Origin of the sequence: Petrimonas mucosa (genome assembly GCF_900095795.1) — a bacterium.
Classification (GTDB): domain Bacteria; phylum Bacteroidota; class Bacteroidia; order Bacteroidales; family Dysgonomonadaceae; genus Petrimonas; species Petrimonas mucosa.
Genome location: NZ_LT608328.1, coordinates 3,402,675 through 3,424,501 on the forward strand (window position 1 = coordinate 3,402,675; position 21,827 = coordinate 3,424,501).

General features: G+C 41.0%; 17 protein-coding genes and 1 pseudogene. 16 read left to right on the forward strand and 2 right to left on the reverse strand.

Features of this window, described 5'->3' with window-relative positions; genetic code table 11:
• Window positions 1–3: 3 nt before the first annotated feature.
• Window positions 4–1,506 (reverse strand): DUF3078 domain-containing protein, encoded by a 1,503-nt coding sequence (locus ING2E5A_RS13570; RefSeq protein WP_161942033.1) that lies wholly within the window; start codon window positions 1,504–1,506, stop codon window positions 4–6.
• 281 nt (window positions 1,507–1,787) lie between these two features.
• Between ING2E5A_RS13570 and rfbA the strand changes: the two genes are divergently transcribed.
• The 10 genes and pseudogenes from rfbA to ING2E5A_RS13625 all read left to right on the forward strand — a co-directional run bounded on the left by rfbA (window position 1,788) and on the right by ING2E5A_RS13625 (window position 14,401).
• On the forward strand, window positions 1,788–2,669 hold the full coding sequence (gene rfbA, locus ING2E5A_RS13575; protein WP_071137869.1) for a glucose-1-phosphate thymidylyltransferase RfbA: 882 nt from the start codon (window positions 1,788–1,790) through the stop codon (window positions 2,667–2,669).
• Window positions 2,663–3,211, forward strand: coding sequence for a dTDP-4-dehydrorhamnose 3,5-epimerase (gene rfbC, locus ING2E5A_RS13580; protein ID WP_071137870.1), 549 nt, complete (start codon window positions 2,663–2,665; stop codon window positions 3,209–3,211). Before rfbA ends, rfbC begins: the two co-directional genes overlap by 7 nt.
• On the forward strand, window positions 3,211–4,275 hold the full coding sequence (gene rfbB, locus ING2E5A_RS13585) for a dTDP-glucose 4,6-dehydratase (RefSeq protein ID WP_071137871.1): 1,065 nt from the start codon (window positions 3,211–3,213) through the stop codon (window positions 4,273–4,275). Before rfbC ends, rfbB begins: the two co-directional genes overlap by 1 nt.
• 6 nt (window positions 4,276–4,281) lie before the next feature.
• The gene (locus ING2E5A_RS13590; RefSeq protein ID WP_071137872.1) at window positions 4,282–4,782 is read left to right on the forward strand and encodes a UpxY family transcription antiterminator; all 501 of its coding nucleotides are present in this window, start codon (window positions 4,282–4,284) and stop codon (window positions 4,780–4,782) included.
• A gap of 197 nt (window positions 4,783–4,979) precedes the next feature.
• A complete protein-coding gene (locus ING2E5A_RS13595) occupies window positions 4,980–7,394 on the forward strand; it encodes an SLBB domain-containing protein (RefSeq protein ID WP_071137873.1) in 2,415 nt (804 codons plus the stop codon).
• Between the two features lie 11 nt (window positions 7,395–7,405).
• Window positions 7,406–8,527, forward strand: coding sequence for a Wzz/FepE/Etk N-terminal domain-containing protein (locus tag ING2E5A_RS13600; RefSeq protein ID WP_071137874.1), 1,122 nt, complete (start codon window positions 7,406–7,408; stop codon window positions 8,525–8,527).
• A gap of 36 nt (window positions 8,528–8,563) precedes the next feature.
• A pseudogene (gene wecB / locus ING2E5A_RS13605) lies at window positions 8,564–9,358 on the forward strand (non-hydrolyzing UDP-N-acetylglucosamine 2-epimerase); the annotation flags it as partial.
• A gap of 4 nt (window positions 9,359–9,362) precedes the next feature.
• Window positions 9,363–10,334, forward strand: a complete 972-nt coding sequence (locus tag ING2E5A_RS13610; RefSeq protein WP_071137876.1) for an SDR family oxidoreductase — start codon at window positions 9,363–9,365, stop codon at window positions 10,332–10,334.
• Window positions 10,335–10,545: 211 nt separating this feature from the next.
• Complete coding sequence (locus ING2E5A_RS13615) at window positions 10,546–11,826, forward strand: nucleotide sugar dehydrogenase (protein ID WP_071137877.1); 1,281 nt, start codon at window positions 10,546–10,548, stop codon at window positions 11,824–11,826.
• Window positions 11,827–12,949: 1,123 nt separating this feature from the next.
• Window positions 12,950–14,401 (forward strand): lipopolysaccharide biosynthesis protein, encoded by a 1,452-nt coding sequence (locus ING2E5A_RS13625; protein ID WP_071137879.1) that lies wholly within the window; start codon window positions 12,950–12,952, stop codon window positions 14,399–14,401.
• Between the two features lie 111 nt (window positions 14,402–14,512).
• On the opposite strand, the gene tnpA is transcribed toward ING2E5A_RS13625, so the two are convergent.
• On the reverse strand, window positions 14,513–14,941 hold the full coding sequence (gene tnpA, locus ING2E5A_RS13630; RefSeq protein ID WP_071137880.1) for an IS200/IS605 family transposase: 429 nt from the start codon (window positions 14,939–14,941) through the stop codon (window positions 14,513–14,515).
• 106 nt (window positions 14,942–15,047) lie between these two features.
• Between tnpA and ING2E5A_RS13635 the strand changes: the two genes are divergently transcribed.
• The 6 genes from ING2E5A_RS13635 (at window position 15,048) to ING2E5A_RS13660 (ending at window position 21,823) form a co-directional block, all read left to right on the forward strand.
• Window positions 15,048–16,286 (forward strand): TolB family protein, encoded by a 1,239-nt coding sequence (locus ING2E5A_RS13635; protein WP_071137881.1) that lies wholly within the window; start codon window positions 15,048–15,050, stop codon window positions 16,284–16,286.
• 466 nt (window positions 16,287–16,752) lie between these two features.
• Window positions 16,753–17,481 carry a glycosyltransferase gene (locus ING2E5A_RS15475; RefSeq protein WP_161942035.1) on the forward strand — a complete coding sequence of 243 codons (729 nt, stop codon included), beginning with the start codon at window positions 16,753–16,755 and terminating at the stop codon, window positions 17,479–17,481.
• A 40-nt stretch (window positions 17,482–17,521) separates the two neighbouring features.
• Window positions 17,522–18,673 (forward strand): EpsG family protein, encoded by a 1,152-nt coding sequence (locus ING2E5A_RS13645; protein ID WP_071137883.1) that lies wholly within the window; start codon window positions 17,522–17,524, stop codon window positions 18,671–18,673.
• A gap of 21 nt (window positions 18,674–18,694) precedes the next feature.
• Entirely contained in the window at window positions 18,695–19,753 is a 1,059-nt protein-coding gene (locus ING2E5A_RS13650; RefSeq protein ID WP_071137884.1) for a GNAT family N-acetyltransferase, read from the forward strand.
• Window positions 19,754–19,763: 10 nt separating this feature from the next.
• Window positions 19,764–20,657, forward strand: coding sequence for a polysaccharide deacetylase family protein (locus ING2E5A_RS13655; RefSeq protein ID WP_083373360.1), 894 nt, complete (start codon window positions 19,764–19,766; stop codon window positions 20,655–20,657).
• A 65-nt stretch (window positions 20,658–20,722) separates the two neighbouring features.
• Complete coding sequence (locus ING2E5A_RS13660; protein WP_071137885.1) at window positions 20,723–21,823, forward strand: glycosyltransferase family 4 protein; 1,101 nt, start codon at window positions 20,723–20,725, stop codon at window positions 21,821–21,823.
• The last annotated feature ends 4 nt before the right edge of the window (window positions 21,824–21,827 follow it).

Below are 21,827 nucleotides of genomic sequence, written 5' to 3' on the forward strand. Positions count from 1 at the left end.
CGCCTACCACTTGTAGTTCAGCCCGAAGCTGAGCAGCTGCGTGATCTGCAGGTACTTGAACTTCGGATCGGGCGGGACGCTGTCGTCGAACCGCAGGTTCAGGAAGAACCGGGTGGAGAAAGCATTGGTCAGCGCCATGTTCAACGTATTCTCGAACTCCGCCTCCACCTTCTCGTAGCTGGTGAAGTACTTCAGCCGCGAGTTCCAGGTGATGTACCGGTTGAAGTCGTAGATCAGGTTGGCCGTAACCGTGGAACCCAGGTCCATGGTGTGTTTCTTTCCCTCCTCGATCCCGTAACGGGTCACGCTCACCTTCTCGTTGCCGATGTACCTGAAGTTAAAGCTTAAGGGCGCCAGGTGCAGGTCCAGCCGCACCCTGCGGTGCCTCACCTTTTCGAACCGCTTGTCGAGGTTGTACTTCAACCCGACACCGCCGTTCACATAGAGCGGTGCCAGGAAGGCCGACCGTATCTCGTTCGAGTTGGTGGGATAGTTGTTGAAGAGCTGCGACCTCACATCGAGGTTGGTCGAGTATGACCACTTCTTGGCAAAGGCGTCGAGTCCGAAGTCCCCGTAATAGCGGATCAGGTCGTCACCGATCCGGTACTTGCGGATGGTGTCGTCGGGGGCGGTAAAGACGGAGAGCCTCCACTCGAAAGTGTTGTTGAAGCGCACCTTCTCTTTCCGGTAGTTCATCCTCAACACATGGGTGTTGACAAAGGTGAAGTTGCTTGTCCCCCCCTTGTGCCAGTTCGGCGAGAAGTAGCTCTGGGAGAGCTGGAACGAGTGGTCGCCGTTGTAGACCCAGTACCTTCGCCTGATCTCCGTCTTCTCCACCTGCGGAGCGTTCAGCGAGTAGCTCGTCTCCGTAGAGATCAACTCTTTAAAGGGGTTGAACGTCTCCAGCACCTCGGTATCCTTGCTGGAGGAGGGAAGCCCCTCGAGGTCGAACACCGAAAGCTTCACCCGGTCGGGATAGCTCTTGTAGAAATCCCTGCGGACAGAGTCGACAAATGCAGAGTGCATCAGCTTGGGTGCAAAGGTCTTGTCGGGCGAAATCAGCAACCCCCTGTAGATATTTCGCTCCTTCTTCGGATAAAAGTTAAGATCGGAAGGCAACATCTTCCCCGTGAAGATCATCGGCAGGAAGAGCGGGTTGTAAAAGATGGTGTCGAGGAAGGTCAACCCCTCAAGCGATGTGGTGAAGAAGAGGTTGTCGGGCAACTGAAGCGTCCCGTTCTCCTTCCGGGTGTAGAGGTAGTCCAGCGGCACGGTAACCCTGATCGCCGGATTGTATTTGGAGGTATCCTGTAACTGCGGCAATGGTGTTACGGTACCCGGCACCACCTGTGGAGGCGGTGCTTCCTGCACCTGTCTTTGCCGAATCAGTTTCTCTATATCTGTTATATTTTCAAAAATCTTAAGGCTGTCGATTTCCTGGGCAGCGGTTTTGGGTATGGATAGCGGAGCTATTAAAAAAATGAGAAACAAACCAATCTGTCTCATAATTGTAGTCTTCAACATTTTTTCCGGTTTTAGGAGCAAAGATAAAAATAATTGTTGAATAACCGTTCAAACAGAAAAGTTGTAACGGTCTAATTTGAAAAAATTACAACAATTGTCGTTTTATTTTGTTATTTTTGTAATTGTTGTATTTGCTCATAATGCTAATGCATCATGATAGCAGTTAAATCTTCGACTGACAATCTGTTGCGACCTGTTTTAACTGCTGAAATAAAAATAGAACAACTGTTGTAATAACAAAAAGAATTTAAAGAAAATACTGTATGAAAGGAATCGTCCTTGCAGGAGGATCCGGCACGCGGCTCTACCCGATTACCAAAGGGATCTCCAAACAGCTTATCCCGGTCTACGACAAGCCGATGGTCTACTATCCCATCTCCGCACTGATGCTCGCGGGGATCAGGGAGATCCTCATCATCTCCACACCGCACGACCTGCCCGGGTTCAAGCGGTTGTTGGGAGACGGGTCGGACTATGGAGTGAGCTTCTCCTATGCCGAGCAGCCCAGTCCCGACGGACTGGCCCAGGCCTTTATCATCGGCGAGGAGTTTATCGGCAACGATTGTGCCTGTCTGGTGCTGGGCGACAACATCTTCTACGGCCAGGGCTTCCCGGGTCTGCTGAGACAGGCAGTCAAGGATGCGGAAGAGAACAACAGCGCCACCGTCTTCGGCTACTGGGTGAACGACCCGCAACGGTATGGCGTGGCGGAGTTCGACCGGGAAGGCAACGTACTGAGCATCGAAGAGAAACCACAACAGCCCAAATCAAACTACGCCATCGTGGGGCTCTACTTCTACCCCAACAAGGTGGTGGAGGTGGCCAAGAGTATCCGTCCCTCTGCCCGGGGCGAATTGGAGATCACCACAGTAAACCAGCATTTCCTGGAGGAGCGGCAACTGAAAGTACAGCTTTTCGGGCGCGGCTTTGCCTGGCTCGACACCGGCACTTTCGGCTCGTTGTCCGAAGCCTCCACCTTTATCGAGGTGCTGGAGAAGCGGCAGGGACTGAAGATCGCCTGTCTCGAGGAGATCGCCCTGCGCAACGGCTGGATCGACGACGAGAGGCTACGGATACTGGCCGAACCGATGAAGAAAAATGAGTATGGGCAATACCTTTTAAGACTTATCGATACAACATGGTAAAAGTCACCTCTACATCTATCGAGGGTGTTGTTATTCTCGAGCCGGAGGTATTTAGCGATGAGCGGGGCTATTTTTTCGAATCGTTCTCGCAACGGGAGTTTGAAGAGAAGGTCTGCAAAACCCAATTTGTACAGGACAACGAATCGCGTTCCGTCTACGGCGTCCTCCGCGGTCTCCATTTCCAATGGCCACCCCATGCCCAGGCAAAACTGGTACGTGTGGTGAAGGGAAGGGTGCTCGACATTGCCCTCGATATCCGTAAGGGGTCACCCACATTTGGCCGGCACGTCGCCACTGAACTGTCGGATGAAAACAGGCGGCAGCTCTTTATCCCGAGGGGATTCGCCCACGGATTCGCGGTGTTGAGCGACGAGGTCATCTTTCAGTACAAGTGCGACAACTACTACGTTCGGGAGGCCGAAGGGGGCATCCTCTGGAACGACCCCGCCTTGGGGATCGACTGGCAACTGCCCGAAACGGATGTGGTACTGTCGGAAAAGGACAAGAATAATGCGCTACTTAACGAATTAAACCTATACTGATGGAGAGTCAAATCAAGAAAAATATCCTGATCACCGGCGGCGCCGGATTTATCGGGTCTCACGTAGTGAGGCTGATGGTGAACCGCTATCCCCACTACCGGATCGTGAATCTCGACAAGCTCACCTATGCCGGCAACCTGGCCAACCTGCGGGATATCGAGAAGAGTCCCAACTACCTGTTTGTCAGGGAAGATATCTGCGATTTCGAAGCGATGCAGCGGGTATTCGAGACGTATGCGATCGACAGCGTCATCCACCTGGCGGCAGAGAGCCATGTGGACCGATCCATCACCGATCCCTTCTCGTTTGCCCGGACAAACGTGATGGGGACGCTCAACCTGCTGGAGGCTGCCCGCCGCACGTGGAAACCGGGCGAGGAGCACCTCTTCTACCATATCTCCACCGACGAGGTGTACGGATCTCTCCCATTCGGCGACATCCTCTTCACCGAGGAGACCCGGTACGACCCGCACTCGCCCTACTCCGCATCCAAGGCGGCTTCCGACCATTTCGTGCGGGCCTATCACGACACCTACGGATTGCCCATCGTTATCTCCAACTGTTCCAACAACTACGGGCCCTATCAGTTTCCCGAGAAGCTGATTCCACTGTTCATCAACAATATCCGCCACAACAAGCCGCTCCCGGTCTACGGAAAGGGCGAGAACGTGCGCGACTGGCTCTACGTGGAGGACCATGCCCGCGCCATCGACCTGATCTTCCATAAGGGAAAGAGGGGCGACACCTACAATATCGGCGGATTCAACGAGTGGAAAAATATCGACCTGATCAAGGTGCTGATCCGGACGGTGGACCGGCTGTTGGGGCGCAAGGAGGGCGAATCGGAGAAGCTGATCACCTACGTTACCGACCGGGCAGGGCACGACCTGCGATACGCCATCGACTCCACCAAGCTGAAGAATGAGCTTGGCTGGGAGCCGTCGCTCCAGTTCGAGGAGGGGATCGAGAAGACAGTGCGGTGGTACCTCGACAATCAGGAGTGGCTCGACGAGGTGACCAGCGGAGATTATCAACACTATTACCGAAAAATGTACGGAGAGTAGCGAGGTATGAGAGGTAAGCGATGGTTGGCGGCCTACGTGAAGATGCACCACGAGAAGCGGGTACGGGATAAGTTGACCGCATTGGGGATCGAGAACTTCCTCCCGGTACAGAACGAGGTTCGTCAGTGGAGCGACCGCAAGAAGCGGGTGGAGCGGGTACTGATCCCCATGATGATCTTCGTGCACGTGGATAGCGTTGAACAACGTACCGTCCTCACCCACCCCTCCGTGCTCCGCTACCTGGTGTTGCGGGGCGACCATGCCCCTACTGAAATCCCCGAAGAACAGATGAACCGGTTCCGGTTTATACTCAATTATTCCAACCAGCCGGTATCGTTCAACCCGGAAACGTTACAACCGGGCAAGAAGGTGAAGGTAGTGAGGGGACCGCTGGCCGGACTGGAAGGAGAACTGGTTACCATCGACGGCAAATCTTCGGTGGTTGTCCGCATCAGTCAACTGGGTTGCGCAACTGTAGAAGTCAGCATCTCGATGCTGGAGACCTGACGCCGTTTTTTGTGCATTTCTTGTACAAATCACGGAATGTGCAGGTTTTTTGTTGTAATTTTGTAAGCTTAAAGCCAAGGAACTGCCTCCCTACAAATGGGACTGGCAGTCACGAAGTGTGCCCGAACCTTACCGCCACATCTACGAATATAACTTTTAAACATTTAACAGCAAACACATTACAAATAGTAAGCTATATGATCCATCAATCACTCAGACTTATCCTGATCGGCCTATTGTTTCTTCTAAGCAACAGTTACCTGGCTGCACAGACCAATACCCAGCAGGGAACACAGGGAGCAGAAGGAGTACAAGGCTCCGGCATGACGCAAGAGAGAGCGATACAGGAGCTGCAGAAGCGGGGCTATACGCCGCAACAGATCCAACAGTTGCAGCAACAGTACCAGAACCAGCTAGAGAGTGGCAAAAGCTCCCCGGTAGAATCGAACTACGATCCCGAGGAGGCAACAGAGAGGGAAGTTCCCGACGCAGAGGAGACAAGCAGTATCGACGAGAACTTGGCACGGGGCGAACGGCTACCTCAGTATGAACGAATCTACGGACAGGATCTCTTTGCACGGGGAAACCTCACCTTCGCACCCAATATGAACATGCCGACACCGCGAAATTATGTATTGGGACCGGGTGACGAGATATTGATCGATATCTGGGGCAACTCAGAACTGAACCTACGCTACAAGATCGTTCCCGACGGACATATTACCGTGCCGGGACTCGGACGGTTGCAGTTAAGCGGGCTGACCGTGGAGCAGGCTGAGTCGCGCATCCGGAAGGAGTTTGCCTCCATCTATTCCGACCTCGATACCCCCCAACCGGGAACCTTTCTGGCGATATCGGTAGGAAACGTGCGTACCATCAAGGTCAACGTGATGGGCGAGGTGGCAAGACCGGGCACCTATACCCTCTCCTCATTTGCATCGGCATTTCATGCACTTTACGCCGCCGGCGGGATCAACAGGATTGGAAGCTTAAGAAATATCCGGGTGTTCAGGGATGGCAAAACTGTTGCCACCATCGACGTTTACGACTACCTGATGAAGGGGGACAACAGTGCCGACATCTCCCTGCGCGACGGCGATATCGTAAAGGTAGATCCCTATGGAATCCTTGCGCAAATTACGGGCGAGGTGAAGCGCCCCATGTGGTACGAAATGCTGGAGCATGAAACACTGGACGACCTGATCAGATATGCCGGTAACTTCTCAAGCAAAGCCTATACCGAGAACCTGACTCTCCACCGCAAGGATGACAATGCCAATGTGGCCTTTACGGTGAATTTTACGCAGTATCCCTACTTCCACCTGAAAAATGGCGATCAGGTACGGGTTGAACCGATCCTTTCCCTATTTACCAATGTAGTAGAAATTGAAGGTGCGGTATTTCGGCCGGGAGAGTATGCCATCAGCGACCGGTTGAAGACGGTGCGCGACCTTGTGTCCATTGCCCAGGGCACTACAGGTGATGCATTCCTTCAGCGGGCGCTTCTCTACCGCTTAAACCCGGACCTCACCTACTCGCTGATAGCAGTAGATCTGGCTGCAATCCTCGAAGGGAGCATTCCCGATATTGAGCTTGTCAATAACGACAGACTGGTTGTCCCCTCGGTTCTTCATTTAGATACCGATGCCTCAGTCTATATCGGCGGTGAGGTGAAATCCCCAGGCAGCTATCCCTATGCAGAGAGCATGAAACTGCAGGATGTGATTCTGCGGGCAGGTGGGTTCAAGGAGGGCTCCTCCACGGCACGTATCGATGTTTACCGGAGAATCAAGGATCCACAAAGTACAACGGTATCTGAAAAGAGCAGTCTGGCATACAGCTTTTCGTTGAATGAGGGTTTGAGCATTGCCGACTCCGATTTCCTGCTTGAGCCTTTCGATCAGATTGTGGTTCGCCGCTCACCGGGTTATGAGGAACAGCAGAATGTGACCATCACAGGCGAGGTGCTTTTCGGTGGACAGTATGCCAAACTTCAAAAAGATGAGCGGTTATCTTCTTTAGTAGAACGGGCAGGAGGACTCACACCCTATGCATATATTAAGGGAGCGCGACTTACCCGTAGACTGACAGAAACAGAACAACAACAGGCCAGAGAAGCATTAAAACTTAAACTGGAAGCAGATATAACAAAGAAAGAGGATACAGCATCGCTTCAAGAGCAACTGGCGCAGGTGGATTTAAGTAGTCGCCCAGTTGGGATTGATCTTGAAAAAGCATTGAAGAATCCCGGCGGACCGGACGATATTGTGTTGCGTGATGGGGATATACTGAGGATACCTGAGTTTGAATCTACAGTACGGATTTCAGGCGGAGTACTTTATCCAAACACCGTAACTTTCAAGAAAAACAAGAAGCTAGACTACTATATCAAACAGGCTGGAGGATATTCCAGGCTGGCGCAGAAACGGAATCCCTATGTGGTCTATATGAACGGTCAGGTAGCGTCCGGCCGTTGGGCACGGATCGAGCCTGGTTGTGAAATTATCGTACCTGAACGTCCTGAACGTGAGCCTATGTCACTCCAAGGGATATTGGGTCTGTCCTCTTCGCTTGCGACTATTGCTTTGGTTATAACCAATCTGCTAAAATAGAACAGATATTTATGGAACAGAATATAATTCCCCCTGTTACCCAACCGGTTCAATCTAGTGAGGAAATGGATCTTATTCGCAAACTGTGGGTTAAAAGGAGGTTCATCATATCAGTTACAACAATCTTTCTGCTACTCGGTCTCTTTATTGCTCTCATATCACCAGTAAGTTATACGGCCAGTTGTACCGTAGTACCTCAGAGCGGCGAAGGCAAATCTGGAGGATTAAGTGGTGTGGCTGCGATGATGGGCGTAAATCTAGGGTCATCTGCAATGACAGAAGGCACATTATCTCCGCATATATATCCTGAAATCGTTAAAAGTGCACCCTTCACTCTGGAGATAATGCAAACCCCAATTGTAACAAAGCGGTCTAACGGCAAGGAGATAACACTGTATGAGTATTATACAAATAAGGAGTACCAAGATAAAAACATTCTTGGGAATATCAAGAAATATACTTTTGGTTTACCATTTGTTATCCTTGGTAGTCTAAGAAATTCGTCCCCCGAAGAGACTGCATTCACTACTGACTCTGGTACTATATATGTCCTTAACGAAGAGGAAAAAGAGGTTTACAAAGTAATTCAGAATGCTCTACAGGTCTATCTTAATCCAAAAGAGGGATATGTATCGTTAAGTTACAGTTTTCCGGAAGCTAAACCGGCTGCTGTAATTACCGATAATCTCTACCGTACATTAGAGAAATATGTCGCTACCTTTAAGTCTGAAAAGTTGGAGGATAACTTGCAGTTTGTGGAGGAGAGTTTTGAATCTGCAAGAAAAGATTTTCTGCAAGCCCAAGCACGGTTAGCCGCCTTTCAGGATGCCAATCGTGGTTTAGCAACTGCAACAGCCCGGTCAACGGAGATGAGATTGCAAAGTGAATTTAACATTTCTTTCTCCGTGTACAGCGAACTTGCCAAGCAACGTGAACAAGCTCGAATTGCAGTTAAAGAGAATCAGACCATTCTTACATTGGTTAATCCTACGGTAGTGCCACATGAGAAAAGTGCTCCACGTAGAAGTATCATTATTTTAGGATTCTTTATGTTGGGTATTATTACTGCTTTCGCATGGGTACTAGGAATACCGTATGTAGAAGAGATATTCAGTAATATTAAGGGGAACTGATTAGCAGCCGATAGCGGCATCGACGTAATTGGTGTGGATATCAATCCACAGGTAGTGGAAACCATCAACAGGGGGCAGATCACCAGTCGCATAGCCACCTACAATTTGGCACCCACGCCCCTCAGCAAGCAGAACCTGTTGAAAGAAGGCATCCAAGAGGAGAGCATCACCGTCACCGGCAACACCGTAATCGATGCCCTGTATCTGGTGGTCGACAAGATCAAACAAGACGCCTCACTGGCCGGAGAACTGCAACAACAATTGAAAACAGCCGGTTACGATACCCAACAACTGAATGGAGGCAAGAAACTGGTCCTGATCACCGGCCACCGACGAGAGAACTTTGGAGAAGGATTTATCAATATGTGCAACGCCATCAAAACGTTGACGGAGAAATATCCCGAAGTCGATTTTGTCTACCCCATGCACCTCAACCCCAATGTGCGCAAACCCATTTTGGAGATCTTTGGTGAAGCGGCAGTCTCAGGAACAAAGAACGATAACCAAAACATCTTCTTTATCGAACCCCTCGATTATCTCCCCTTTGTCTACCTGATGGAGCAAAGCACGCTTGTGCTGACCGACAGCGGCGGTATTCAGGAAGAAGCCCCCGGATTGGGTAAACCCGTGTTGGTGATGCGCGACACCACCGAACGACCCGAAGCAGTCGATGCCGGCACCGTGAAGTTAGTCGGTACCAACTACCACCTGATTGTCTCGGAGGTCTCCCGTTTGTTGGACAGCGAAACCTATTACAACTCCATGGCACAAGCCAACAACCCGTATGGAGATGGTTTGGCCTGTAAACGGATTATAGAATTTGTAAAATAAAAATATGAGTAAAATATTGGTGACCGGAGGAGCCGGATTTATTGGTTCCAACCTTACAGAAGCTTTATTAGAGCTTGGACACGAAGTAAAAGTACTCGATAACTTCGCAACCGGTAAGATAGAAAATTTACTTCCACTTCTGGAAAAATACAAAAATAGATTCTCCTTACAAGTAGGTGATATTCGGAATTTGGACGATTGCCGAGTAGCCACAGAAGGAATCGACTTTGTTTTTCACGAGGCAGCCCTCGGATCAGTACCCCGTTCCATTAAGGACCCGATAACATCTAATGAAGTCAATGTCTCGGGTTTTCTCAATATGTTGGTAGCAAGTCGCGATGCAGGAGTAAAACGATTTATCTACGCTGCCAGTTCCTCTACCTATGGCGACAGCAAATCGCTCCCCAAGGTAGAAGATGTAATTGGCAAGCCCTTGTCCCCTTATGCCATCACAAAATATGTGAACGAACTCTATGCCGATGTCTTCTCCAAAACCTACGGAATTGAAACCATCGGCTTACGCTACTTCAATGTGTTTGGCAGAAGACAAGATCCAAACGGAGCCTATGCTGCAGTGATACCTCTGTTTGTGAAGAAACTCATGAATCACGAGTCACCTGTAATTAATGGCGATGGGGAGTACAGTCGCGATTTCACCTATATCGATAATGTAATTCAGATGAACATCAGGGCAATGGAGACGACCAATCCAGAAGCAGTAAATACAGTATATAATACGGCGTATGGCGAGCGCACAACACTCAATCAATTGGTTGGATATCTCAAAGAGTACCTCTCGGAGTTAGACCCAGCAATAGCTAATGTTGAGATTAAACATGGTCCCAACCGTGCGGGCGATATACCTCACTCACTGGCTAATATCGACAAAGCTCGTAGATTGTTGGGTTACGATCCTGAGTTTTCTATGAAGCAAGGATTGAAAGAGGCTGTAAAGTGGTACTGGGAGAATCTTTAGATTTTATTTACACTCCTTTATCCACAACTATTCATTCACTATATGATTTGAAACTCACTCCGTTCGAACAGCAAATTAAACTTAACGTTCACTTCACAGAGTGGATCCTGAGAGAATAGCTGAGACTTCGAAAATCAATATCGAAATTATAGAAAACAAATTAAAATCAAATAGTTAAGCATAGCATAAGAACAAAGCAATATAAAACTCAATGGAAGATAAAGAATTATATTTCAATCCACGCATTTGCGTTATAGGCCTCGGATATGTAGGTTTACCCTTGGCTCGACTGATGAGCACCAAATTCAAAACAGTAGGATTCGATCTGAGTCAAGCTCGTGTGGATGAGTTGATGAGTGGTCGTGACAGTACCCTTGAGGTTGACGATCAATTGTTGCAAGAAGCCATTAAAAACGGATTTGTCTGCACTACAGACATAGAAGCCATCCGTGACTGCAACTTCTATATTGTGGCTGTACCCACTCCAGTGGATAAAAACAACAATCCCGATTTGCGACCCCTTTATGGAGCCAGTGAAACAGTGGGCAAGGTGATCTCAAAAGGGGACATTGTAGTATATGAATCTACCGTTTATCCGGGAGTTACCGAAGATGAATGTATACCGGTTGTAGAAAAAGTAAGCGGTTTGATCTATAACCAAGATTTTTATGCCGGATATAGCCCAGAGCGTATAAATCCGGGCGATAAAGAGCATACGGTTGAGAAAATATTAAAAGTTACTTCAGGCAGTACTCCCGAAGTAGGTAAAATAGTTGACAAGGTTTATGCATCTGTAATAACTGCAGGCACACACCTTGCACCAAGCATAAAAGTTGCTGAAGCAGCTAAGGTTATTGAGAATGCACAGCGCGACATCAATATTGCCTTTGTGAATGAGCTTGCCAAAATATTCAACAGAATGAACATCAACACGCAAGATGTACTTACAGCAGCAGGCACAAAATGGAACTTCCTTCCGTTTAAACCGGGTTTAGTGGGAGGTCACTGTATTGGAGTAGACCCATACTACCTTGCACAGGCAGCACAACGATTGGGTTACAATCCGGAGATCATTCTTTCCGGAAGACGCATGAACGACGGGATGGGAGAGTATGTGGCCGATCAGGTGATGAAGCTGATGCTCAAAAAAGGGATACAGGTGCTTGGCTCAAATGTATTGGTTTTAGGCTTTACCTTCAAGGAAAACTGTCCCGACGTGCGCAACACCAAGGTGATTGACATCATCAAAACGCTGGAAGAGTACAATGCCAACGTAACCATCTATGATCCCTGGGCCAATCCAGCCATTGCAAAACATGAATATGGCGTAGAGATACATAACGAATTGCCCGTAGGCTCCTATGACGCAATCATTCTTGCTGTTGCCCATGACGAATTTCAAAGGTTGGATACTGCAAAATTTACCAAGCACAATTGTGTAGTGTATGACGTAAAAGGGGTTCTTGATAAAAATGCAGATGGAAAGTTATAATTTTATTACTAATGTGATTCAGTATTTAAAAAATTAGATAAATAAAAGTGATGGCAATTCTTCCCATCGTATGTATAAGTAATCCTTTCTTGTATCTTACTTTTTGCGCTCTTTGAATAGTTGTTTTTTCATTTAGCCAGTTGAAGAATGATTCTATGGGTTACCTAACTTTTGAAACTACCGTAGAAAACAAGTCATTATAAGCTTTTTGGTATTGTCTCTACTGTTCGGATTACCCCTTGATTGCCTTGATGGAAGTGAACATTTCGATATGCTGTTTTTGTTTCCTGTCATAATTGAAGTATTCAAAATCGGAGTATATTTTGTCTCCAAAAATTATGATATCGGATATATAATCACCCCAAGCCTGTTAAAAAACAGTCAGATCGTTATCTTCGGCAGCAGTAAACATCAGAGATTCGGGAAAGGGGATTGTACCTTCCCTATGCAAAGTCAGTGCATAGAATAGTACTAATTCTTTGTTGAACAGCACCCTTTGGAGGTTATTTCATGGGCTACTGTTCCTTCCCGTACAAGTTATCACGGGCATGGAATCGACAAGGGATATACCCCTGTCACAATCATCCGGCATGAATGAAGATATCAATCTCCGGGATAATACCTTGAAGGCTTCGTCAAGACGGTTTAATCTGAGATTAAAAGTCTGATAAGGAGGTAATTTGGGAAACCAGGAGGGAAGATATTCCGATGCAAAGTTGTATATCTCCCTGATCTGGAAATATTTTTGACAATGTCCTGCAAACAGGTAGATAGTCATTATTTCCTGGTCGGTGAGAGCTGGATTCGAATTATTGCTGTATCTTTGACAGTAATATTTCAATTCCTGGTCGTTATAAATCACATATATACATATAAATCTGTATCAGTTTAAACTCTTTCTCGCTGGGAGTCATACTTGAAAAATAATGGAATCATTCTTCTAAGTTAATGATTTTCAGCGGATTGAACAAGCATTCAACACCTTTATTTTATTGATTTTAAATACTTTAACTATATAAACTTGCGAGCAGTTTCAACTACTGATTCGCATTACTATTATTAATTGAAACGTAAATAATATAATCCATTGGTCTCAACATTCAATTTGTGATCAACGATAGTAATGAGTAGTAGCTTAAAAAAACAAGCTGTTAGTGGTGTTTTTTGGACTTTTGCCCAACAATTTAGTGTGCAAATAATAAACTTTGTTGTACAGATTATTCTTGCACGACTTTTAATGCCTGAGATGTTTGGACTTATAGCCATGCTATCGGTATTTATCGCCATTGGACAGACATTGATGGATAGTGGTATGACTAGTTCACTTATCCGTACTAAAGACCCTGATCAGTTGGATTATTCAACTGTATTTATGACAAACATGCTCATAAGTGTAGCAGTCTATTTGCTTGTCTTTTTGATAGCATCTAATATTGCTGCATTTTATAACCAATCTATACTCAAGGACATTCTAAGGGTATATGCTCTCAGTTTCGTAATCCGTTCATTTGTAGCGGTACATGTAGCAAAGCTCACGAAAGAGATGAAATTCAAAACTCAAATGAAGTTGCAAATACCTTCCACTATTATAGCAGCTATTGTAGGAGTTACTATGGCTTACAAAGGTTTTGGAGTGTGGAGTTTAGTATGGCTTAACCTTACGCAGACTATCATTTTTACGATACAGAGTTGGATCTTCATACCATGGAAACCTTCACTGAAGTTTGATAAAGAGAAATTCAGACATCATTTTAATTTTGGATATAAAATGACTCTTTCAAGTTTAATAGATACGATATATAAAAATATATATAATATTATAATTGGAAAATTCTTCAGCCCAACTATAGCTGGATTTTATAATCAAGCTGACCATATAAGAAACCTACCAGTGACACAGATGGCTTCTGTTTTAGAGAAAGTTACATATCCTTTCTTCTCAAATATTAGCAAAAGAGAGCAATTGAAAAGCGCTTACAAAAAAGTAATGAGACTTTCTTTTTTTATTTCAGTTCCATTAATGATGTATTTAATTGTTGTCGCAAAAGACTTATTTTTTGTTTTATTTGGGGAAAAATGGCTGCCTGCAGTGCCATACTTTCAGATACTTGCAGTTGCTTCAATTATACGTCCTTTACACTCTTACAATTTAAACATACTGAAAGTAAAAAATAAAAGTGAATTATTCTTAAAACTAGAAGTCCTAAAAAAGATAATTGGTATAATTGCTATTGTTATATCTATGCCTTTTGGTATAACTGCTTTAGTATGTTCTTATACAATCGCTTATTATGTGATGATTATACCTAGTATGCATTATAGCGGGCGAGAGATTAGCTACAAAATGAAAGAGCAATTGACAGATTGTTTCAAAATATTTTTAATAGGTTTCTTTTCTGCCATAGCAATCTATTTTGTGAATAGATATCTTGAGTATTTGAATGTAATCCCTATTCTATCTTTATTTATTTTAGGTTTACTCTATTCATTTATTTATATATTACTTATTCTATTTTTTGAGAAAGAAATTATACTTATCATAAAATCAATTATAATCGACTTTCAAAAAAACTGAACCACTATGGATTGGAAATCCATAGGTTTGTTTTCGACTATAAGTCGTTTGAGTTTCGACCAAGGTCGATTAAAAGTGAACAACTAAAGTTACGTTCTTTGAAATACCGTTTCATTCCAGGATAAAGTTTTCGTTGGAATTGGGATGATCCCCATGGTGATCCAGGTACGTGGACAACATCTCGTCAGTGATGTTACCCACACTCCAGCAACCATAACCGATTGCCCAAAAATGATTCCCCCAGTAGCGACGCTGTAGCTCGGGAAACTCCTGAAGCAACATACGTGAACTGCGACCTTTAAGACGCTTAACGATATCGCTAACACTTAACTTCGGGGGATAACTTATGTGCAAGTGGATATGATCCTTGCTAACAACGCCTTTCAGCATAGCAATGTCCAACGAATTACTCACCTGACGTAGTATGTCACGACAGCGCAATTGAACATCACCGGTCAGAACCTTGTAACGATATTTCGTTATCCAAACCAGGTGAACTTGTAGATTGTATACACTGTGACTACTTTTGCGGTGTTCCATATAACTTGACTTTCTTACAAAAGTAATGAATATTTGTAGAAGCTAAAGCCTTGCACTAAAAGTGCATAGTTTTAACTAACGAACTTGAAAAATAAACTATTTAGTTATGATATTAGATAAGGCAAAACTCTTATTCAAAAACTCTTATCTCGGCACACCTTTAATAAAAATTAGATATTTATTATATCGTTATGTAAAAAACAGACAAATTAGCAGTCATTTTGTTTTTGACAAAAATGTATTGAACTCTGTTGATAAGGATAGAATCAACTTTTTTGGCTATTATAATATATCTCCTGAAAATGAAGAAGGTGACATTTTATATCTGAAAGTAACAAATGAGGATGTGAGAGGTAGCCTCGTAGAACCTTCTCAGATTATGCTGAAAGATAAAGAAGGGAAAATCACTAAAATAGCTAAGACAAAGGTCTGGAATTGGCAACAAGGCTGCATGCTACAGTGGTTACCAAAAGATAACAAACACATTATATTTAATGATCTAGATAACTCTTCAGATAACTATATATCAAAAGTGATTGACAAAAGCGGCAGGATTATAAAAATGTATACTATACCAATATATAGTGTAAGTAAGACAGGTAAATATGCCCTTTCGTTAAATTTCTCTCGTTTGGCAGCTATGCGTCCAGATTATGGTTATTTCAATTTACCTTTTAATAATTTACCTCCTGATAACGAAGATGGTATTTGGTATGTAGATTTAAAAACTGGTACAACAAGTCTGCTGCTTACTTTGGAGCAATTAAAAGCTTTTTCATATGTCAAAACGATGTATGATGCCAAGCATAAGGTAAATCACATTGACATTGCTCCTGATGGAAGTAAATTTATGTTTTTACATCGCTGGATTGGTCCAAAAGGAAGATTTACGCGATTAGTGGTATGTAATAAAAATGGAAGTAACCTGAAAATATTAAATGGAGATACTATGGTATCACATTGTTGCTGGTTAAACAGTAGTGAAATTCTTGCTTTTTGCAACTACAAAGGAGATGTGGGATATTATAAATTTGATTTGAATACGGAGACAGCAATGTTATATTCAAAGCTGCTGCCCAGAGTAGATGGTCACCCCTCTATATCGCCCGATGGCAAATATATTATTACCGATACATATCCTAATTTATCCAGGTTTTCTTCTTTATACTTATTTAATATAGAAAAGGAGGAGATAAAAAAGGTAGGTGACTTTTATCAATCGCTGCGCTATAATAAAGAAATAAGATGTGACTTACATCCTAAATGGGATACAAGTGGTAATAAAATTTATTTTGAATCAACTCATCAAGGGAATAGAAAGTTATACGAACTAATTTTAAGATAAAGAGAAAATTAAAACAATGTCAGTAAAAATCAGTCGTAACATTATATATGTTGATTGTACGAATTCAATTGATAATATTCGAATTGCTGAAAAAAGCATTTGGGTAGATGAAATACCTAAACAGGATTACAATGTTTATTATCTACTGATGAATGATCGAAAAAGCAAAATAGCTAAAGACAAAAGCAATAATACAACTATAACACGAAGATATCGTTCATTTGTTTTATCTTACATTATTTTTGTTTTCAATCTTATCAAATTAATTAGAAAATTGAATCCATATTTTATTGTTGTAAGAAATCGAGTTGATTTATCTACCTTCGTTTTTCTTTTATCGAAAGTTTATAAATTTAGATTTATTTATATAAAAGCATTTCCGGTGATAGAAAGCTATCTATTAAGAACAAAAAACACTATCAAACGTCTTTTCTTACAACTCTCATTGAAATGGGAAGTATGCATAATGAGAAGAACACACGTTTTGATTGTGAGGAGTGAAAAATATAAAGAGTATTTATTAGAAAAATTTAATGTAAATAGAGAAAGTATAATTGTACCAATGGGAATAAACACTTCCATGATTGAAGAAATTGACCGTGATGAAAAGGAGAAACTGAGAGAAGAATATACCTTGAAAAAACCTTTCACTGGTATCTACTTTGGAGCTATGAGCAAGGGTAGAAAGGTGGATTTTGTTATCGACATACTACATGAAGTAAATAAAAGAGCCAATAATTTAGATTTCTTAATTGTTGGTGGAAATGAAGATGATATAGAAAGATTATCAAGCTACACACAGAACAAAGAGCTTAATCTCCATTTTACAGGAACAGTCCCAAGAGAGAAATTATTTAAATTATTGCAAATAGCAGACTTTTCCATATCAGCTATTCCACCCATAGAGAGATTTATAATTTCCTCACCTACAAAGGTATTCGAGAGTATGGCCTTGAAATGTCCTGTGTTGGCAAATAAAGAAATTATTGAGCAAAATGAAGCTATCACACAATCAGAAGGAGGAGTCTTACTTAATTATAATAAAGAGGAGTATGTTGATACAATTTTTCAAATTTTGGATGGGAAATTTAATTTAAAAAATATGGGAGATAAAGGATATCAGTATGTTATTCAAAACAGAAGCTATGAAAAAATGGCTGCGAGAATCATTGAAGAATTAGAAAAACAGGAATAAAAAGTTTTAATTATTTGATATTTCTACACGCAATAATAATATGTTGCAAAGTTTTATAGTATATGGTTTTTTAGGTTTTTCGATGTGGTGGTTTGGTACTATTGCAGCGAGACGAGAGCGAATTAATTTACGTGCAGGACGTAAAACGCCATTTCTGACTTGGGAAATAATTATTCCTTTGTTATTTTTTGCTTTTATCTCTGGGGTAAGATGGAAAGTCGGAACAGACCATCAAAGTTATTTAGAAGGTTACAGAGTTTTACTTAACGGATTTGAGCCAAAAAGAGAAATTGAAGGTCTATTTTTGTATATTTCTAAAGTATTTGCAAATCTAAATATACATTTTTCCATTTGGTTTGGTTTTTGGGCATTTGTCCAGATTATCTTTCTCTATTTGGCATTTAAAAATGAAAGGTATTTACTTCCATTTATTGGTATAGTCATAGTATTAGGGGGTTATTACTTAGGCTGGATGAACGGCATAAGACAAACTATTGCAGCATGTATGTTTGTCTTTAGCATTCAATTTATTAATAGTCGAAAACCGTTACATTATTTTCTAACTATTTTCATAGCTACCCTCTTCCATAGGTCTGCAGCATTATTATTCATTTTTTATTTTATACCTCAAAGAGACTACCTCAAAAATAGATACATAAATCTATTACTATTATTATGTGCAATTATTATTGGTTCAAATCCTTTCTGGATTGGTATTATGGACAACACAGAAGGATTGTTGCAATTTATTGGATATGAAAGATATGCTGATAAACTAGACTATTATATGTTCGAAAGGCAAAGAGAAATGAACTTGGGTCCTCGTCGTATATCAAGGATCCTCCTCGGAGCTTTGATTATATGGTATCATCCGCATTTAAAAAAACTGTATGCTAACACCAACTACCAAGCTTACTTTAATCTTGGTCTAGTAGGCATATTGTTTCATAATCTTTTTGCAAATACTGCTACTGTTTTCTTGCGACCAATAGGATACTTTACGATTTTTTTAATTCCTACTACAGCATATCTTCTTTATTATTTGAAGCATTCAAAAATTAGAGGAATTAATTTGGTATATATTTTTGTGTTTTTAATAGCAATTTCGTATATATTTTTTGCTATTATTGCAGATAGCCGTCTAGGAGATACTGATTGGACTAATTATAAGTTTTATTGGGACTATACATAAAATACTTATAAAGTAAAAATAATGAATAAACTAGTATTTAAAAAATATGAGTTTAATAACAAATTTTCTTTGTTAGAACTTTTGGCGTTTAAGTGGAAACACCTAAAGACCAGGGAATTAAAAAATAAATTCGAATGGCGTTACGAACAGAATCCATATAATAAAAACAATCCATTTATTTATGTAGCTCTTAATGGTGAACAAGTTGTTGGTTTCAGAGCTTTCGTAATCCAGCATTTTATGTTAAGAAATGTTCTTTATAAAGTCTTTAATCCTGCTGATGCTATTGTACATCCTGATTTCAGAAGAATGGGAATATTCTCTAAATTAAACGAAGCTTTTCTAACTGATTTGCAACATGAAACAAATGCCATTGTATTAAACACATCATCTAATAATTTATCTACACCGGGTAATTTGAAACAAGGATGGCAATCAATAAATTATTGTAACAGATATGGTTTCAAAATAAATCTCTTATTAACTTTCAAAAATCTATTTGGTATTTCCAGGAAGCATAATAATCAATTTGAAGAGATTATTAGAAAGTATAAAGACAATAAATTGATTTTTACAACACAATTACGAATTAATGATATTGTAACTTTGAATCGTAAAAACAGAAATATCAATGTAATAACTCATTATCGAGATCAATCATTCTATAATTGGCGATATGCTTATCCTAATCAAAACAACTATTTCGCATATTATTATGAAGAAGAAAAATTAATTGGTTATATAATCTTTAGCAAAAGATCAAAATTTCAATTCATGATTGAAGAATACATTGCCCCGACCAGAAATATTTTCAAAAGATTAATGTGTTTTAGTTCCCGGTATTTTAGAATCTCAATAATACGGAGTCATGTTTTCTCTCAAAATGAAAAACAAAAATTTAAAAGTATCGGGTTCATTTTCGAACCGTTAAAACTAATGACTACAATAGGAAAGATTAGGCTACCATTTTTAGTACGTCCTATAAGCCTATATCCAACCGACAATAATTTCTTAATAGATAACCATATAGATATTCGTGATTCTGCTAACTGGGACTTTGCACAATCTGCAATACACTAAACATTAGAATATGAAGTTACTTCCTAATATTATCCTCAACTTTCATGCAATTAAAGATCCACATTGGTTCGAAGATATCCTTAAAATCATCAAACGTTTTTATAATCCTATAAGTTATGAAGATATAGAAAATTACTACTTGCAAGGTAAAAAAATAAACCATGCTTGTCATATTACCTTTGACGATGGACATATTAGTTTTTATAAAACAGTATTTCCATTACTGAAAAAGTATAACATATCTGCATCTATATTTGTATCACCCAAAGTAATTTCGGAGAGAATCAATTTTTGGTTTCAAGAAATAAGTGATTATGATTTTGACATCTTAAATAGTATTATTAATAATCGTTTCGAGTTTAAGAGTTTTGAAGCCATTCCAGTAAAAACCAAATTAAAACGCTTGAAGATAAATGAAATTTGGAATGTAATTTATGAGTATCAGAAGCAAACCAGTACTCAGTCAAAGTCATGTGTGAATATGAATTTAAACCAAATCAAAGAAGTGTATCAATCAGGGTTAGTACATATTGGAGCTCATACCATGAATCATCCTATATTAAAAAATGAGAGTGTAGATACTGTTGAATATGAAATTAGCACATCAATAACAGGACTAAGCTATCTACTTGATGCACCTATTCATTCCTTTGCATACCCAAATGGCAAACCTGGATTTGATTTTGGTGGACGTGAGATAGACATTTTAAAGAAAAATGGTATTAAATTAGCCTTTTCAACTATTGAAAGAACCTTTAAAAATGATGACGATTTATACCGTATTCCAAGAAGTGGTTTTGAAGGAGGGAGTATACCTTATATTTATTTGAAACTTTTATCTGGAGGAAACTTGGATATTTTAAAAAAAATGTTGAATAAAAAAAATGATATCTTGTATAGATAGTTTACAGGATAATACACTCTATACTAGTATTAAAATTTATCACAGCAAATACAATTTCCATATTAATGTTTAAACATAAAATTCTTATCACATCTCCATCTCTCAATACAGAGAAAAATATTGGTGGGATTTCTAATCTGACTAGGTTGCTTATAGATAATAACAAAGAGGTAGACTATACACACTTCGTTGTAGGAAAAGAGGACACTCAAGAAAGGAATCATAAGTGGTTTATATCGCAGTTCAGGAAGTGGGTTGACTTTCACAAAACACTGCGAAAAGAAAAAATAGAAGTTGTTCATATCAATATACCATTGGGTAAGTTTTCGATAATTATTAACTACACATTGATTATTATAGCTACCCTGAATCGTAAAAAAATTGTTGTTCATCTTAGGGGTGGTAAGTTGAGTTTAAATAATAATATTAAGTTTTTTCAGAAGTTTATAATCAAGCATAGTCTCAAATTAGCGGATACAGTAATACTTTTAGGCGAGAAAGAGCGAAACTTTACAGCAAGCTATTATAAAATTTCACAAGCAAAATTGCAGGTGCTACCAAATGCAGTTGTTGTGCCAAAAGAAGAATTAATAAATAACAAAATATCCACTCGTTCGGGAGAAGAGGATATTATTAATATTCTATTTATTGGTAGGATTGACCAGAATAAAGGACTGAATGAGATTGTTGAAGCTTTTGAAGATATCAAAAAAAAATATTTTTCATTTCGGTTTATCTTAGCTGGTACAGGTCCAGATAAGAAATGGTTCATAGAAAGGTGTAAAAAAACATTAGGCGAAAAATTTCAGTATATGGGAGTAGTGGATTATTTAGAAAAACAAAAACTATTTATGGAAACAGATATTTTCATCTTACCTTCTTATTTTGAGGGGCTCCCAAATGGATTACTCGAAGCTATGGCATATGGTGCTGTACCAATATGTACCCCTGTAGGGGCGATTCCAGAAGTGGTGTTTAATACAAATAATGGTTTATTGATTGAAAAGAATAATTATAAACAACTGGCTCACTCGATAAATACACTGCTAGGGAACAGTAAATTACGATACAATCTGGGTAAAGAGGCATACAAAACAGTGAAAGATAATTTTTCATTAGTAACCTATATAAAGAAATTGAATAATGTTTATAACGAATTGATATAGCGAA

What these genes read in the sequence shown, in the direction of transcription:
- ING2E5A_RS13570 (WP_161942033.1), bottom strand. Translation starts at nt 1,506, where the DNA reads ATGAGACAGATTGGTTTGTTTCTCATTTTTTTAATAGCTCCGCTATCC.
- rfbA (WP_071137869.1), top strand. Translation starts at nt 1,788, where the DNA reads ATGAAAGGAATCGTCCTTGCAGGAGGATCCGGCACGCGGCTCTACCCG.
- rfbC (WP_071137870.1), top strand. Translation starts at nt 2,663, where the DNA reads ATGGTAAAAGTCACCTCTACATCTATCGAGGGTGTTGTTATTCTCGAG.
- rfbB (WP_071137871.1), top strand. Translation starts at nt 3,211, where the DNA reads ATGGAGAGTCAAATCAAGAAAAATATCCTGATCACCGGCGGCGCCGGA.
- ING2E5A_RS13590 (WP_071137872.1), top strand. Translation starts at nt 4,282, where the DNA reads ATGAGAGGTAAGCGATGGTTGGCGGCCTACGTGAAGATGCACCACGAG.
- ING2E5A_RS13595 (WP_071137873.1), top strand. Translation starts at nt 4,980, where the DNA reads ATGATCCATCAATCACTCAGACTTATCCTGATCGGCCTATTGTTTCTT.
- ING2E5A_RS13600 (WP_071137874.1), top strand. Translation starts at nt 7,406, where the DNA reads ATGGAACAGAATATAATTCCCCCTGTTACCCAACCGGTTCAATCTAGT.
- ING2E5A_RS13610 (WP_071137876.1), top strand. Translation starts at nt 9,363, where the DNA reads ATGAGTAAAATATTGGTGACCGGAGGAGCCGGATTTATTGGTTCCAAC.
- ING2E5A_RS13615 (WP_071137877.1), top strand. Translation starts at nt 10,546, where the DNA reads ATGGAAGATAAAGAATTATATTTCAATCCACGCATTTGCGTTATAGGC.
- ING2E5A_RS13625 (WP_071137879.1), top strand. Translation starts at nt 12,950, where the DNA reads ATGAGTAGTAGCTTAAAAAAACAAGCTGTTAGTGGTGTTTTTTGGACT.
- tnpA (WP_071137880.1), bottom strand. Translation starts at nt 14,941, where the DNA reads ATGGAACACCGCAAAAGTAGTCACAGTGTATACAATCTACAAGTTCAC.
- ING2E5A_RS13635 (WP_071137881.1), top strand. Translation starts at nt 15,048, where the DNA reads ATGATATTAGATAAGGCAAAACTCTTATTCAAAAACTCTTATCTCGGC.
- ING2E5A_RS15475 (WP_161942035.1), top strand. Translation starts at nt 16,753, where the DNA reads ATGAGAAGAACACACGTTTTGATTGTGAGGAGTGAAAAATATAAAGAG.
- ING2E5A_RS13645 (WP_071137883.1), top strand. Translation starts at nt 17,522, where the DNA reads ATGTTGCAAAGTTTTATAGTATATGGTTTTTTAGGTTTTTCGATGTGG.
- ING2E5A_RS13650 (WP_071137884.1), top strand. Translation starts at nt 18,695, where the DNA reads ATGAATAAACTAGTATTTAAAAAATATGAGTTTAATAACAAATTTTCT.
- ING2E5A_RS13655 (WP_083373360.1), top strand. Translation starts at nt 19,764, where the DNA reads ATGAAGTTACTTCCTAATATTATCCTCAACTTTCATGCAATTAAAGAT.
- ING2E5A_RS13660 (WP_071137885.1), top strand. Translation starts at nt 20,723, where the DNA reads ATGTTTAAACATAAAATTCTTATCACATCTCCATCTCTCAATACAGAG.